The 14,760-nt window shown below is 77.4% G+C and carries 11 protein-coding genes; 7 read left to right on the top strand and 4 right to left on the bottom strand.

Annotated features, from left to right (window positions below; translation table 11 throughout):
• Positions 1-81 precede the first annotated feature (81 nt).
• Positions 82-2,148 (bottom strand): serine/threonine-protein kinase, encoded by a 2,067-nt coding sequence (locus tag SM577_RS01710; protein ID WP_474586114.1) that lies wholly within the window; start codon positions 2,146-2,148, stop codon positions 82-84.
• Between the two features lie 145 nt (positions 2,149-2,293).
• Here SM577_RS01710 and SM577_RS01705 point away from each other — a divergent pair, with 145 nt between their 5' ends.
• A complete protein-coding gene (locus SM577_RS01705) occupies positions 2,294-2,494 on the top strand; it encodes a hypothetical protein (protein ID WP_088992660.1) in 201 nt (66 codons plus the stop codon).
• Entirely contained in the window at positions 2,494-3,285 is a 792-nt protein-coding gene (locus SM577_RS01700) for a site-2 protease family protein (protein ID WP_302921478.1), read from the top strand. Before SM577_RS01705 ends, SM577_RS01700 begins: the two co-directional genes overlap by 1 nt.
• 186 nt (positions 3,286-3,471) lie before the next feature.
• On the opposite strand, the gene SM577_RS01695 is transcribed toward SM577_RS01700, so the two are convergent.
• Together SM577_RS01695 and SM577_RS01690 are read right to left on the bottom strand one after the other, a co-directional pair.
• Positions 3,472-4,470 (bottom strand): aldo/keto reductase family protein, encoded by a 999-nt coding sequence (locus SM577_RS01695; RefSeq protein ID WP_474586113.1) that lies wholly within the window; start codon positions 4,468-4,470, stop codon positions 3,472-3,474.
• A gap of 98 nt (positions 4,471-4,568) precedes the next feature.
• Entirely contained in the window at positions 4,569-10,091 is a 5,523-nt protein-coding gene (locus tag SM577_RS01690; RefSeq protein ID WP_474586112.1) for a WG repeat-containing protein, read from the bottom strand.
• Positions 10,092-10,272: 181 nt separating this feature from the next.
• Here SM577_RS01690 and SM577_RS01685 point away from each other — a divergent pair, with 181 nt between their 5' ends.
• From SM577_RS01685 to SM577_RS01675, 3 genes are read left to right on the top strand one after another with little or no spacing between them, the layout of a single operon-like run.
• Entirely contained in the window at positions 10,273-11,124 is an 852-nt protein-coding gene (locus tag SM577_RS01685) for an ABC transporter permease (protein WP_474586111.1), read from the top strand.
• Positions 11,117-11,959, top strand: a complete 843-nt coding sequence (locus SM577_RS01680; protein ID WP_474586110.1) for an ABC transporter permease — start codon at positions 11,117-11,119, stop codon at positions 11,957-11,959. The genes SM577_RS01685 and SM577_RS01680 overlap by 8 nt, the downstream gene beginning before the upstream one ends.
• Positions 11,956-12,966 (top strand): ABC transporter ATP-binding protein, encoded by a 1,011-nt coding sequence (locus SM577_RS01675; protein ID WP_474581216.1) that lies wholly within the window; start codon positions 11,956-11,958, stop codon positions 12,964-12,966. The genes SM577_RS01680 and SM577_RS01675 overlap by 4 nt, the downstream gene beginning before the upstream one ends.
• On the opposite strand, the gene SM577_RS01670 is transcribed toward SM577_RS01675, so the two are convergent.
• On the bottom strand, positions 12,912-13,472 hold the full coding sequence (locus SM577_RS01670) for a helix-turn-helix domain-containing protein (protein WP_302921485.1): 561 nt from the start codon (positions 13,470-13,472) through the stop codon (positions 12,912-12,914). The genes SM577_RS01675 and SM577_RS01670 overlap by 55 nt on opposite strands.
• A gap of 65 nt (positions 13,473-13,537) precedes the next feature.
• On the opposite strand from SM577_RS01670, the gene SM577_RS01665 reads away from it, so the two are divergent.
• Both SM577_RS01665 and SM577_RS01660 read left to right on the top strand, forming a co-directional pair.
• Positions 13,538-14,449, top strand: coding sequence for an AzlC family ABC transporter permease (locus SM577_RS01665; RefSeq protein ID WP_302921486.1), 912 nt, complete (start codon positions 13,538-13,540; stop codon positions 14,447-14,449).
• On the top strand, positions 14,443-14,751 hold the full coding sequence (locus tag SM577_RS01660; RefSeq protein WP_474586109.1) for an AzlD domain-containing protein: 309 nt from the start codon (positions 14,443-14,445) through the stop codon (positions 14,749-14,751). Before SM577_RS01665 ends, SM577_RS01660 begins: the two co-directional genes overlap by 7 nt.
• Positions 14,752-14,760 lie beyond the last annotated feature (9 nt).

Here is a 14,760-nt window from a genome sequence, read left to right as displayed (position 1 = left end):
CCCGCCCGCCGGCCGGCCCGCGTGCCGGCCGCCCGCTCCCGGCGGGCCGTTCCACCCGGCCGGGCCGCGGCCGGCCGGCGGTCAGCCGCAGTGCTCGAAGCCGCTGCCGTAGCTGGCGCCGCCGGTGGACCCGCCCCACTTCACGCACACCCCGGCCGCCTTGGCCTTCACCGGCCCGGCGTAGTACGCGAACGAGCCGCTGTCGGTGCTACGGGCGCGGCCCCGCACCTCCAGGTAGGCCGAGGCGGCGGTCTTCGTGCCGACCGCGGTGTCCTTCATGGTGACCACGCAGTTGTAGCCGGTGCCGGCGTGGTAGAGCAGGTACACCCGCCCCTTGCGCACGCCCGAGACGGTCAGCGACGCCGAGTCGATCACCTGGTAGCCGCTGCCGCACGCCTGGACCGGCGTGTACGGGTTCGGCTTCTCCGGCTTGCTGGTGCTCGGCGTGGGGCCCGGCTGGGCGGTCGTATCGCCGGTCGGCGCCGGCCCGCCCGACGGCGGCGGGGTGGACCGCCCGGGTGCGCTGGACGGTGGCGGGATGGCGGACGCGCTGCCGTCCGGCGTCGGCTCGGTACCCAGCCGGCCGCTGCCGTCGGTGGGGGCGGGGGCGGGCTCGCCGGTGACCGGGCCGGCCGAACCGCCGGTGAGCGCGTCCGGCCGGTCCCCGTCGCCGGGATCCCCGGCGAAGAGCGTCGTCGCCGCCACCACGCCGACCAGGAGCAGCAGCACGGTGGCCGCCGCGCCGACCAGCGCGATCCGGCGCCGGCCCGGCCGCGACTCGACCGGGTCCTCCCGGGTGGGCGGAAGCCCCCAGGCGTCGGTCCCCGGCTGGTGCGGCAGGGGGGTCGGTCGGCCGGCCGCGGCCCGGCCGGGTGTGAAGCCGGACGGCGGGCCGCTGGGCGGCGACACCGGGACGGGGTGGGACCCGGACGGCGAGACCGGGGCGGCGGCCGGTCCGGAGGGCGAGACCGGCGCCGCGGCCGGTCCGAACGGCCACACCGGCGCGGTGGTCGGTCCGGCGGGCGGCGGTGGCACCGGCCCGGGCGGCGAGATCGGCGCGGCGGCGCCACCCGTCGGCGAGCCCGGTGGCCCGGCGGGCGGCAGCTGCCCCGGCGGCGCGGGTGCCACCGCTGGCTCGCCGGTGCCGGACGTACCCCCGAACGAGCCGGAGCGGTCCACGGCCGGCGGTGGCGTCGGTGCGGCGGCGCCCGGGGCGATCGGCCCGGCGCCGGAGACCGGCTCCAGCGGCGGGGTGACGGCGGGCGAGGGGCCGGCCACCGCCCACGGCGGGCGGGCCGAGACCGGGATCGACGCCAGCGTGGCGTCCCGGGTCTCGGCGGCGGCCTCGGCGAGCGCCGCCGCGCTCGGGTACCGGTCGGCCGGGCGCTTCGCCATCGCCCGCTCGACCAGCGCGACCACCGCCGGCGGGGTGCCCGGCGGCAGCGGCGCGGGCTCGTCCTGCTGGTGCCGCAGGGCCACCTGCAACGGGTTCTCGCCCTCGAACGGCGGACGCCCGGCGAGGCAGAAGTACGCCACCGCGCCGAGCGCGTAGACGTCGGTCACCGGCGAGACCGGCTGGCCGGTGGCCTGCTCCGGCGACATGTACGTGGCGGTGCCGAGCATCGTGTGGGCGGCGGTGATCCCGGCCGTGCTGCCCGAGCGGGCGATGCCGAAGTCGACCAGCACCACCCGGCCGTCGGGCTTCACCAGCAGGTTGCCCGGCTTCACGTCCCGGTGCACGATGCCGGCCAGGTGCGCGGCGTGCAGCGCCTCGGCGGCCTGCGCCACCACCGACATGGTGGAGGCGGCGTCGAGCCGGCCGGCCCGCCGGATCCAGCCGCCCAGGGGCTCCCCGGCGACGTACTCCATCACCAGGTAGTCGACCTCGCTGCCGTCGGCGAGGGTCGCGCGCCCGACGTCGTGCACCGCCACCACGCCGGGGTGCCGCAGCGCCGCCAGCATCCGCGCCTCGGCCCGGAACCGGGTGGTGAACTCGGGGTCCGCGGTCAGCGCCGGCAGCAGCACCTTCACCGCCACCTCGCGTTCGAGGAGGAGATCCGTGCACCGCCAGACCGCTCCCATGCCGCCGGTGGCCACCCGTTCGCCCAGCCGGTACCGCTCGCTGAGCACCACGCCTTGAGTCAGCACCGGGCCACGGTACCGGCCGGCTCCGTCGGCCTGGATCAAGCCCCGCCCCCGGTCCACGGGACGAGCGAGCGACCGGCGTCGGCCCGGCCGACTACGCTGGCGAGGGTTCGTCCCACGGGACATCAGCGGCGAGGGGAGACGCGGCATGGCGTGGAGCTGGCGGTACGAGGGCACGAACGGCGAGTCGGTCGAGGGGCCGGCGGAGTCGTTCGGCAGCCAGGCGGATGCCGAATCCTGGATCGGCCAGACCTGGCGCGAGCTCGCGGCGTCCGGCGTCACCTCGGTCGCGCTCGTCGAGGACGACCGGGTGGAGTACCGGATGAGCCTGCTGCCCGCGGCGGAGTGATGGGTTCCGACCGCCCGGGGTCGCTGGTGCTCGGCATGCCCCGGGCGGCGTTCCGGCCCAGCCCGGTCTTCCTCGCCCTGGTGGCGCTCTTCGTCACCAGCGGCGTGCTGACCTGGCAGCGGTTCGGCAACGTCCGGTTCGACGTCTTCCTCTTCGTCGTCTCCGGCTGGCTGGTCTCGCTCTGCCTGCACGAGTACGCGCACGCGGTGGTGGCCTACCGGGCCGGCGACCGGGGCGTGGCGCACCGCGGCTACCTGACGTTGAACCCGCTGAAGTACAGCCACCCGCTGCTGTCCATCGCGCTGCCGGTGCTGGTGGTGCTGCTCGGCGGGATCGGGCTGCCCGGCGGGGCCGTCTGGGTCGACCGGCACGAGATCCCCGGGCGGCTGCGGCACACCCTGGTCAGCCTCGCCGGCCCGGCCACCAACGTGCTGTTCACCCTGGTGCTGGTGGCGGTGCTGCGGCTGGGCGCGGGCGCCGGCGGGCCGGTGGAGTTCTGGGCCGCCGTGGCGCTGCTCGCCTTCCTCCAGCTCACCGCGAGCGTGCTCAACCTGCTGCCGGTGCCGGGCCTGGACGGCGGCAACATGATCCAGCCCTGGCTGAACCCGCAGTGGCGCCGGATGTACGACCTGTTCGCCCCGTACGGCTTCATCCTGCTGTTCGCGCTGCTGTGGAACCCGCGGATCAGCGGCTGGTTCTTCGACCTGGTCTTCGCCGTCGGCGACCTGCTCGGCCTGCCGCCCTGGCTCTACGCCACCGGGCTGGACCTGGTCCGCTTCTGGCAGGGCTGACCGCGGCCCCCGGGCCCCGACGGCCCGGTCGGCGGCGGCTCGGTCGGCCCGTGCGACGGCGGTCCGTGCGACGGCGGTCCGTGCGACGGTGGCCCGTGCGACGGCGGTCCGTGCGACGGTGGCCCGTGCGACGGCGGTCCGGCCCCGCCGGCACCCGCTGACGGGAGCCGGCCGGGCCGGAACGTGTCACGGCCGCTGCGCCGGGCTCTCGGTCCGGGCCGGGTCGCGCTCGACGATCGGGTCGATGATCTCGTCGATGGCCTTGAGCAGGTCGGCGTCGAGCTTCACGCCGGCCGCCTTGACGTTGTCGTGTACCTGCTCGGGGCGGGACGCGCCGACGATCGCCGAGGAGACGTTCGGGTTCTGCAGCACCCAGGCGATGGCGAGCTGGGCCATGCTCAGCCCGGCCTGCTCGGCCAGCGGCTTGAGCCGCTGCACCTGGGTGAGCACGTCGTCGGTCAGGAACTTGGCGATGAAGCCCGCGCCGGACTTCTCGTCGGTGGCCCGGGAGCCGGCCGGCGGCGGCTGGCCCGGCAGGTACTTGCCGGAGAGCACGCCCTGCGCGATCGGCGACCAGACGATCTGCCCGACGCCCAGTTCCTCGCTGGTGGGCACGACCTCGGACTCGATGACCCGCCAGAGCATCGAGTACTGCGGCTGGTTGGAGACCAGCGGGATGCGCAGTTCCCGGGCGAGCCGGTGGGCCTCGCGGATCTGCGACGCCTTCCACTCGGAGACGCCGATGTAGAGCGCCTTGCCGGAGTGCACGACGTCGGCGAACGCCTCCATCGTCTCCTCCAGCGGCGTGCTGTAGTCGTACCGGTGGGCCTGGTAGAGGTCCACGTAGTCGGTGCGCAGCCGGCGCAGCGAGCCGTTGATCGACTCCATGATGTGCTTGCGGGACAGGCCGCGGTCGTTGCGGCCGGGCCCGGTGGGCCAGTACACCTTGGTGAAGATCTCCAGGCCCTCGCGCCGCTCGTTCTCCAGCGCCCGGCCGAGCACGTCCTCGGCCCGGGTGCCGGCGTAGACGTCGGCGGTGTCGAAGGTGGTGATGCCGGCGTCCAGGGCGGCGCGGACGCAGGCGAACGCCGCGTCCTCCTCGACCTGCGAGCCGTGGGTGATCCAGTTGCCGTACGAGATCTCGCTGACCATCAGGCCGGAACGGCCCAGGTGTCGGAATTCCATGTCTCCGACCCTAGTCCCGGCCGGCGGCCGGCCGGCGAGCGGCTGACCGGCCGACCTCAGTTCGGGCGGCGGGTGGCGCCCACCGCCGGGTCGCCGGGTCAGATCACCGGGTTGGTGTCGGTGAGCAGCCGCTCGATCTCCGCGACCACCTCGTCGCGGTCCCGGTGCACCGGGTCGATCAGCAGCTCACCGCGCCGGTCCAGCGCGCCCCACCGCCCGGCGGCGGTGCCCACCAGGAACGCGACCGGGTGGATGACCAGCGCCGGGTGGGCCGGTGGCACGATCACCCGCCCGGTCCGGTCGACCACGCCGCGCCGGCCAGCCAGGTCCACCACGGCCAGCCCCTCGTCGGTGAAGTCGTCGACCTGGCGGCCGTCGGAGAGCGTCGTGGCGAACCCGTGGTACCGGGTCGGCAGCACGATCTGGCCGTTGCGGTCCACCGCGCCCCAGCCCTCCCGGCGCACCGCGGCCACCCCGCGCCGGAACGGGCGTACGTCGGCGAAGCCCGGCGGGATCGCCACGTCACCGTTGGGGCGGATGGCCAGCCAGCCGGCGCCCCGGTCGCGGAGCACCCAGGCCAGGCCGTCGGAGAAGGAGCGCACCGCGAGGTACGACGGCTCGATCACCGTCGTGCCGGTGAGCGCGATCAGCGACCAGCGGTCGGTCTCCGGTCGGCGTACCCAGGCGAGCCCCTCGCGGAACGGCTGCGCCTCCGCGTACCGGGCCGGGATCACCAGCTCGCCGTCCGGGTCGGCGTAGCCCCAGAGCGTGTCGTCGCGGGCCGGTACCGGGGGCCGCACCCGGTCCAGCAGGTCGTCCCGGGTCCGGGGGTACGGCCCGAAGCCGTGCTTCGTGGCCCGGTCGGCGACCGCGTCCAGCGCCGTCCGGATCCGGGCCAGCAGGTCGGCGTCGGCGGCGCCGCGCAGGTCCAGCGCCCGCTCGAAGTGCTGGCTCGCCTCCATCAACCGCCCCTGGTCGTACGCCGACCGCCCGGCGTGCTCGTGCAGGGCCGCGCGCAGCCGGTCGGGCAGTTCGGGCGAGTTCGCCTCCGCGAAGAGCCGGTCGGCCTCGGCGTGGTCGCCCCGCCAGCGCAGCACGTGCGCCAGCCGGGCCTGGGCCAGCGCGATCCGCCGCAGCTCGCCGGTGGCCTCCGCGTAGGTCAGGGCGAGCCGCCCGTCGGCGAGCGCGTCGTCCAGCTCGCCGAGGACCCGCGACACCACCGCGCGCAGGCTGAGCAGCCGGGCGCGGGACCGGTTGTCCACAGTGGTGCCCAGCTTCTCGGTCAGGCCCCGCCGGACGGCCCGCAGCTCCTCCGGGTCGTCCACCACCTCGCGGAGGCTGACCGGGTCGAGCCGCCAGCGGTAGCTGGCGAGCACCTGCTCCGGGTCGCCCTGCGGCCCGGCCGTCCGCTCGGCGGCCGGTTCCGGCCCGCCCGGCCCGGTCCCGACGGCCGGCGCAGCCGAGACGGGAGTGGCCGGCGGTGCCGAGACGGGAGTGGCCGGCGGTGCCGAGACGGGCGCGGTTGGTGGCGCGGAGACCGGTGCCCCGGGTGGGGCCGAGACAGGGGCGGCCGGTGGGCCGGACCCGGGCGCGGCGGCCGGCGGGGACGCCGACGCGTCGGCCGGGGCGGAGACGGCTGTCGCGGGTGGCGCGGACCCGGGTACGGCCGGCGGGGCCGAGGCGGGCGCGGCCGGTGGGCCGGAGACGGGCGAACCAGGTGGCGCGGACACGGGCGCCGTGGACCGCGCCGGCGCGGGTGCGGCCGGCGGGGCCGGGACGGAGCCAGCGGCCGGGCCGGACGTGGCACCGCCGGCCGCGGTGGGCACCGGATCGTCGGCCGGGGTGGCGGCGGGTGGCGCAAATACGGGTGACCTGGCCTGCGCCGGCGCGGATGCGGCCGGCGGGACCGAGACGGGAGCAGCCGGCGGGCCGGACGTGGGTGCGGTGGCCGATGGGGTGACCGGTGCGGCGGGCGGGGCGGATTCGGGCCAGGCCGGTGGTGCGGAGACCGGTGCGTCCGGCCGCCGGGACAGGGGTGCGGCGGGCGGCGTGGCGGCACCCTGGGCGGGCGGGGCGGCCACGGATGCGGTTCCGTCGCCCGGAGGCGCGGCGACCGGGGCATCGGGCACGGGGACCGGCGCCGTGGTCGGCTCGGCGGACCGCGGCGAGGGGTGCGAGGCCGGCTGACCGGAGGAGGCCGGATCAGGTGCCGCCGATCCGGGCGGATCGAGCTGCGCCACGGACACCGCTGGCATGGCGCGAACGGTCGGGACGGCGGCGGCGTCGGCAACGGCCGGTGGCGCGGCGTCGGCGGCGGTCGCGCCCGGGGCAGTCGCGGTCGTCGGGACGACCGGGTCGTCGCTCACCGGCGGCGCGGACACCGGCCGCACCGCGCCGTTGTGGGTGGCCACGGCCGCCAGATCCGCCGTCGGCCCCACGTCGGGTGCCGTCGGGGCATGGCCGAACTGCTCGCCGTCGCCCGGCGCGGGTGCGGCCGGGCCGGGCTGGACCGTCGGCGTCGTCACGGATGCCACCGCGCCGCCGTCGGCGGGCGGTGCGGACACGGGGGCGGCCGGGGGCTCGGCCGGCGGCCCGGCGACCGGTACGCCGTCGGCCGGTACGTCCGGTTCCCGGCCCTTGACGGGCGGCGTGGACAGGTCACCCGTCGCCTGGGCTTCCGGCGCTGCTGCCGACACGGGCGCGGCCCCGTCGGAGCCGACCCCCGGTGCGGAGGCAGCCCGCTCGGCCGGTGCGGAGGCAACGGCCTCGACGGGCGGCCCCGCCGCCGCCTCGACGGGTGGCGCGGAGGCAGCTCGCTCGACGGGCGGCGCGGACGCCGCCGCCTCGGCGGGTGGCGCGGAGACCGGCGCGACGGCGTGGTCGGTGTGCGGCGGGAGGGCCGGCTCGGCCGGCTGAGGGTCGGCGGGGGCGGCCGGGTCCGGCACCTCGTCCCCGACCGGCGCCGCCGGCTCGTCCCTGACCGGTTCGACCGGCTCGCCCTGGACCGGCTCGGGCGTCGGTGCGGCCGGTGCGGGGTCTGTCGCGACGGTCGGCGGGGCCGGGTGCGCTGTCGCGGTGGTGTCGGCGGTCGCCGCCGGCTCGGCGGTGCCGAACCAGGCGGCCGGTCCGCTCGGAGCGTTGCCGGCCGCCGGCTCCGGCGGCACGGCCGGAGCGGGCGGGTCGCTGGGCGGCGGCGGGACGTAGACCTTCGGCCGGTCGGGGGTGATGGCCAGCGGCGCAGGCACGGGCTGCCCGCTCCCGGCCGGTGCGGTGCCGGCACCCGAGACGGGACGGTCGACGGGCGTCACATCGCTCCGACTGGCCGGGGCGGTCGGCGACGCCGGTGGGGCGCTCGTCGGCGCCTCCGGGGTCGGCCGGAACTCCATCCGCAGCCGGGCGGCCGGCGGCCCGGAGACGGGCCGGTGGTCTGGTGTGGACGGCGGACGGGTAGCCGGCGGCCGGTGCTCGGCGGCGGGCGTCTCGGGCCGGCCGCTACCCGGCGTCGCCGACGCCGGGGCCCACGCCGGCGGTGCGGCGGGACGTGCGTGGCTGCCGGCAGCCGCCGGGTCGAACGCGGGTGGTGGGCCGACCGGCCGGTCCCCGCGGGCGGGCTGCGCCGGTCCGGCCGGGTACGGCGGTGGCACCGGGCGGCCGGACGCCGGGGGCGGGGTCGGGCCCCGTCCGGCGCCCGGAGCCGGCGACACCGGTCGATCGGTGGCCGGCGGGCCGAACGCCGGCGGCGGGGCAGCCGGACGTGACCCGGCGGCCGGTCGCCCGGCGAACGGCGGCGGCGACACCGGCCGATCGCCGTGTGCGGCGGGAGAGACCGGTCGGTCGGTGTGGGGCGTGCGGGGGTCGGGTCCGGCGTGGCCGGGTCGGGCGCGCTCGGGCGGGGCGGGCGAGACGGGTCGGTCGCCGTGTGCGGCGGGGGAGACGGGTCGGTCGGTGTAGGGGGTGCGGGGGTCGGGTCCGGCGTGGCCGGGTCGCGCGCGCTCGGGCGGGGCGGGCGAGACGGGTCGGTCGCCGTGTGTGGCGGGGGAGACCGGTCGGTCGGTGTGGGGGGTGCGGGGGTCGGGTCCGGCGTGGCCGGGTCGGGCGCGCTCGGGCGGGGCGGGCGAGATCGGCCGGTCGGTGTAGGGCGTGCGCGGGTCGGGTCGGCGCCGAGTGGGCAGGTCGTGGTCCGCCGGGGCGGGCGAGATCGGCCGGTCGGTGTAGGGCGTGCGCGGGTCGGGTCGGCGCCGAGTGGGCAGGTCGTGGTCCGCCGGGGCGGGGGAGACCGGCCGGTCGGTGTAGGGCGTGCGCGGGTCGGGTCGGCCCCGAGTGGGCAGGTCGCGGTCCGCCGGGGCGGGGGAGACCGGCCGGCCGGAGACCGGCAGGTCACGAGCGGGCGCGCCGGCGGCGGGCATGGCGCGCCGCTCGTCGACCGGCGGCGCGGCGTCGTAGCGGTCGCCGCGGGCCGGGCCGGTCGGTTCCGCCGGCCGGCGGTGCTCGGGTCGGGGGTCGGTGTGGTGGCCGGGGCTGCGGTCGTAGCCGGGGCGTACCGGCCCGGGAGCCGGCCAGGGCAGGGCGCCCTCCGGCCGGGACGGCGGCTGGCCCGGTGGCTCGCGGTGGAACTCCGGCCGGGCCTCCTCGCGTGGGCGCCGCTCCGGGTACGTCTCGGCCCGGGCCGCCGCCTCGCGCGGCCGCCGGTGCTCGTCCGGCTCCGGCCGCCGGCGCTCGACGTCGTCGTACGGCCGCTCGTCGGCGCCCCGCTCCGGGCGCTCCCAGCGGCCGGCCGGCGCGGCGCGGTCGACCGGTCCGCGGTCCCGGCGCTCGGCGGCGAACCGCTCGTGCTCGGCGGGGAACCGGTCGGTGCGCTCGGCGGGGAACCGCTCGTGCTGGTCGGCGGGCCGGCGTTCGCCGGTGAACCGGTCACGCTGCTCGGCCGGGGGCCGCTCGCGCTGGTCGGCGGCGCGGTCCCACTGGTAGCGGGGCCGGCGGGTGCCGTCGGCCGGGCGCTGGTCGTAGCCGTTGGCCGACCGGTCCTGCGCGGCCGGCCGGCGCGCCGGCAGGTCCTCGTCCGGCTCGGCCAGCCAGCCGGGTTCGGACCGACTGGCGGGGGAGACGGGCGCGATGCCGGACCGCCCCCGGCCGGGCGGCTCGTGCCGGGGCGTGCGGTCGTCGTACCGGTCGTGGTCACGGGGTGCGGTGCGGCCCGCGTCGACGCCGTACGGGGCGCGCGCGTGCTCGTCCCGCCGGTTGGGGGCCGGCCGCCGGTCGTCGGGCCACCCGGGCTCGCCGCGCCCCGGGCGGTACGGGTCGCCGTCGTACCGCCAGCCGTCGCGGCCGCGGTGCCGGTCCCAGCCGTCTGGTTCGTCCTCCCAGGACCGGCCCAGGTACGTCCCGTCGGGGCGGGTCGGCGCGAGCGGGGGCACCTCGGCGCGGCCGACCACGGCCGCCCGACCGCGGGGCGCCGGCGGCGGTGTGTGCTGGATGCCGATGTCGCCCGGGTAGCGCTGGCCGGGGAACTGGGGGTGCCACTCCGTGGTCGGCTCGACGACCCAGGCCGGTTCCGCCGGGTCGTGCCACCGGTCCGCGTAGCCGCGGCTCATCCGGGCGGCCCGTCGCCGGTACGGGGACACGAGGTCATGCCGGGGTCGCCGCCGGCCGCCCGCTCGCTCACGGCCGCGTCCCGGTGGCCGGCTCGCGTCCGCTCGCTCACGGCGATGTCACCTCGTTGGAAATTGTCGCGCTGGGCACCCCGTCGACCGGTAAAGTCGCCCGTTCCGGCACGGCGTTGGCTGCGGAAAGGAGGGTAGCGGCGTGGGCTCGCTCACCGCCACTGTGGCACCGCCTGCCGCCTCAAACGTTATCCTATGGTTTCGGACATTTAGGGCAATAGCCGGATCGGGCTTCCGACGATACTCCACCTACCGCCAGGCGGCGGTGGCCGGCGTCGTCACCAACTGCGTGTTCGGTTTCCTCCGCTGCTACGTCCTGCTCGCCGCGGTCGGCGCGGCCGGCACCGTGGCCGGGTACGACCGGGCCCAGCTCGCCACCTTCGTCTGGGTGGGGCAGGGCCTGCTCGCCGTCATCCTCCTCTGGGGATGGACCGACCTGGCCGACCGGATCCGCACCGGTGAGGTCGCCGCCGACCTGCTCCGCCCGGTACACCCGGTGACCAGCTACCTCGCCGCCGACCTGGGCCGGGCCGGCTACGCCGCGCTGGCCCGGCTGATCCCGCCGGTGCTGGTCGGCCCGCTCTTCTTCCCGGTGCACGTCCCGCAGCGATGGGCCACCTGGCCGTTGTTCGCGCTCTCCGCGCTCGTCGCCGTGGTGCTCTGCTTCGGCTGCCGCTACCTGGTCAACGCCACCGCGTTCTGGCTGCACGACGCGCGCGGCCCGGTCATCATCTGGACCCTCGTCTCGGGAGTGCTCACCGGGCTCTACTTCCCGCTGCGCTTCCTGCCGGAGTGGCTCCAGCTGCTGCTCTGGCTCGGCACTCCGTTCCCGAGCCTGTTGCAGACCCCGCTGGACGTGCTGGTCGAGCGGGACCCGGCCGGCACCCAGCTCGCCCTGGTCGGCGTGCAGCTGTGCTGGGCGGTGCTGATCCTCGCCGCCTGCCGGCTGGTGCAGCGCCGGGCCGAACGCCGGCTGGTCGTGCAGGGTGGCTGACCACGCGGCCCCGAGCGGACCGGTGCGCGCCGGCGCCGGCGCGCTGGCCGCGTACCGGGCGCTGCTCGGGGCGCAGGCGCGGGCGCAGACCGCGTACCGGACGTCGTTCCTGGTGGACCTGGTGGGCAACGTCGGGTTCACCGTCTTCGACGTGGTCACCGTGCTGGTCGTGTTCGGCGTGACCCGGGAGCTGGGCGGCTTCACGCTGCGCGAGACGATGGTCATCGTCGGCATCTCCACCGGCGCGTTCGCCCTCGCGGACCTGCTGGTCGGCAACATCGAACGGCTGCCCCGCTACGTGCGTACCGGGCTCTTCGACGCCGTGCTGCTCCGCCCGCTGGGCACGCTGCCGCAACTGCTGCTGATGGACCTGCCGCTGCGCAAGGTGTCCCGGGCGGTCTTCGGGCTCGCGGTGCTGGTGGTGGCGGTCGGGTCCGCCGGGATCCAGTGGACCGCCGCCCGGGTGCTGCTGGTCGTCCTCGCCCCGCTGGCCGCGGTGGTCTTCTTCGGCTCGGCCTTCGTGGCCACCGCCACCGTCTCCTTCTTCTGGGTTGACTCGGGCGAACTGGCCAACTCGGTCACCTACGGTGGGCGGGACTTCACCACCTATCCGATCACCGTCTACGACGGATGGTTCCGCGCGCTCTTCGCGTACGGCCTGGGTTTCGCCTTCGTCGGCTACCACCCGGCACTGGCGCTGCTCGGCCGGGCCGACCCGCTCGGCCTGCCGGGCTGGGTCGGCTGGGCCGCGCCGGGCGTCGCGCTGGTCGCCGCCGCGATCGCCGCCGCCGCCTGGCGCGTCGGCGTCCGCCACTACCGGAGTACGGGGTCATGAGCGTCATCGAGGCCAGGGCACTGCGCAAGGAGTTCACCGTCCGGGTCAGGGCCGGGCGGCTGCGCCGCGAGAAACGGCTGGTCACCGCCGTCGACGGGATCGACCTGCGGATCGAGCGCGGGGAGCTGCTCGGCTACATCGGACCGAACGGGGCCGGCAAGTCCACCACGCTCAAGATGCTCACCGGGGTGCTGACGCCCTCGGCCGGCGAGGTACGCGTCTGCGGGCTGCGCCCGGTCGCCCAGCGCACCCGGCTCGCGCTGCGCGTCGGCGTGGTCTTCGGCCAGCGTTCCCAACTGTGGTGGGACCTGCCGCTGCGGGACTCCTTCGACCTGCTCCGGCACGTCTACCGGGTGCCGCCCGGCGAGCACGCCGCCCGGCTGCGCCGCTGCCGGCACCTGCTCGACCTGGACGCGTTCCTGGACGTCCCGGTCCGCCAGCTCTCCCTCGGCCAGCGGATGCGCGGCGAGCTGACCGCCGCGCTGCTGCACGGCCCCGAGGTGCTCTTCCTCGACGAACCCACCATCGGTCTGGACGTGGTCAGCCGGCAGGCGGTGCGCGGCTTCCTGGCCGAGCTGGGCCAGGCCGGGGACACCACGCTGGTGCTGACCACGCACGACCTGGCCGACATCGAACGGCTCTGCCGGCGGCTGGTGGTGATCGACCACGGTCGGGTGGTGCACGACGGGTCGATCGCCGCGCTGCACGAGCGGTACGGCTCCCGCCGGCTGGTGGTGGCCGACCTCGACGCCCCCGTACCCGAGCCGCCGGTGCTGCCCGGCGCGTCGCTGCACCGGGTGGAGAACGACGGGCACCGGCTGGTGTTCGCGCTGGAGTCGGCGCGGGTGGCCGAGGTGGTGGCCGGGCTCGCCGGGCTGGGCGCGCTGCGCGACGTCTCGGTGCTGGAGCCGGACATCGAGGACGTGGTGGCCCGCCTCTACCGGCGGGAGCGTCAGGGGTGCTCCATCACCAGCACGGCGAAGGTGCCCGGGGCCAGCGCCTCGTAGCGGTGCGGGGCGTCGCCGGGGAAGGTGGCGTAGTCGCCCGGGCCCAGCTCCACCGGGTCGGATTCGGGGCCGACCCGCATCCGCCCGGCGGCGACCACCACGTGCTCGATGCTGCGCGGGGTGTGCGCCTCGGCCTTGCGGACCGCGCCGGGCTCCAGGTCGAGGACGTAGATGTCCCGCCTCGCGTGCGTCGACCCGGCGCTGAGCAGCGTCCCGGTGAAGTCGGCGTGCTCGGAGCGGATCCGGGGGCCCTCGCCGGCCCGGACCACCCGGACCGCCGGGCTCGGCGGCTCGACCAGCCGGCTGAACGGCACGTCCAGTGCCACGCCGAGCGCCCAGAGCGTCTCCACGCTCGGGTTGCCGACGCCCGACTCCAGCTGGGAGAGGGTGGACTTGGCGATCCCGGCCCGCCGGGCCAGCTCGGTCAGCGAGATGCCGACCCGCTCCCGCTCACGCCGGATCGCGGCGGCGATGGTGGCCAGCGGGGGTGCCGGTAGGGCGGCCATGTTCGCTCCGTCGGTCTGTTCGTTCGGTTTGACGACCACGCGCATTCCGTTCATCATGGTGGACCATGCGTACGGTACAACGAACAGCCGGCGGCGGGGTACTCCGCGACGTCGCCGCCATCGGGGCGGCGATGGTGGCGGTGGGCGCCTCGTTCGGCGCGGTGGCGGTCGCCGCCGGGCTGCCCGGCTGGGCCGCCGTCGCGATGTCCGTGCTGGTGTTCGCCGGCGGGGCGCAGTTCATGGCGGTCGGGCTGGTCGCGGCGGGCAGCCCGCTGGCCGCCGTCCTCGCCGGGCTGCTGCTCAACGCCCGGCACCTGCCGTTCGGCCTGACCCTCGGCGACAGCCTCGGCCGTCGGCTGTGGCAACGGCTGCTCGGCAGCCACCTGATGACCGACGAGGCCACCGCGTTCGCCCTGGCCCAGCCCGCGGGTCCGGCCCGGCACCGGGCGTTCTGGCTGGCCGCGGCGTTGTTCTTCGTCACCTGGAACGTCGGCACCGTACTCGGCGTGCTGGCCGGCGGGGTGGCCGGCGACCCGGCCGCGCTGGGCCTGGACGCCGCCTTCCCGGCCGGCCTGCTCGCGCTGCTGCTGCCCAGCCTGCGCGACCGGGAGATCCGGCGGGTGGCGCTGGCCGGTGCGGTGCTGGCCGTGCTCACCACCCCGCTGCTGCCGGCCGGCCTGCCGGTGCTGCTCGCCCTGGCCGGTCCGGCCGTGCTGGCCGTACGGGCCGTCCGGGCCGGCGCCGGCGACCGGGAGGTAGGGGTGACGCCCGCCCCGACCCGGGACACCCGCCGGGTCGGCCGGGGTGGAGCCGGGACCGGTGGACGGGAGGCCGGGGGCACCTCCAGCCCGGCCTCCGTCACCGGTCCCGTCACCGGCGTCCGGGAGGTCGGGGTGACGCCCGCCCCGATCCCGGACGCCGGGCGCGGGGTCGGGACACCCGACCCGGCCCGACCCAGGGGAGGGGAGTCGTGCTGATCGTGGTGATCCTGGCGCTGGCCGCCGGGACGTACGGCTTCCGGGTCGCCGGGGTGCTGCTGCGCGACCGGCTCGACCTGCCGGAGTGGTCCCGCCGGCTGCTACCGGTGGGCGCCGCCGCGCTGCTCGCCGCGCTCGCGGCCACCGCCACGCTGACCGAGGCCGGCGCGTTCGCCGGCTGGGCCCGGCCGACGGGGGTGCTGGTCGGCGTGCTGCTGGCCTGGCGGCGGGCGCCCTTCGTGCTGGTCGTGCTCGCCGCCGCCGGGACGACCGCCCTGCTCCGCCTGCTCGGCGTCCCGTAGCGCTCCGGC

The sequence above is a fragment of the Micromonospora desertarenae genome, from assembly GCF_056150265.1.
The sequence above is the reverse complement of the archived record's forward strand: the minus strand, read 5'-3'. Positions and strand labels throughout refer to the sequence as shown.

Bases quoted from the DNA above. Each gene is read 5' to 3' on its own strand.
- SM577_RS01705 (WP_088992660.1), top strand. From the start codon at position 2,294: ATGGCGTGGAGCTGGCGGTACGAGGGCACGAACGGCGAGTCGGTCGAG.
- SM577_RS01675 (WP_474581216.1), top strand. From the start codon at position 11,956: ATGAGCGTCATCGAGGCCAGGGCACTGCGCAAGGAGTTCACCGTCCGG.
- SM577_RS01665 (WP_302921486.1), top strand. From the start codon at position 13,538: ATGCGTACGGTACAACGAACAGCCGGCGGCGGGGTACTCCGCGACGTC.
- SM577_RS01700 (WP_302921478.1), top strand. From the start codon at position 2,494: ATGGGTTCCGACCGCCCGGGGTCGCTGGTGCTCGGCATGCCCCGGGCG.
- SM577_RS01695 (WP_474586113.1), bottom strand. From the start codon at position 4,470: ATGGAATTCCGACACCTGGGCCGTTCCGGCCTGATGGTCAGCGAGATC.
- SM577_RS01670 (WP_302921485.1), bottom strand. From the start codon at position 13,472: ATGGCCGCCCTACCGGCACCCCCGCTGGCCACCATCGCCGCCGCGATC.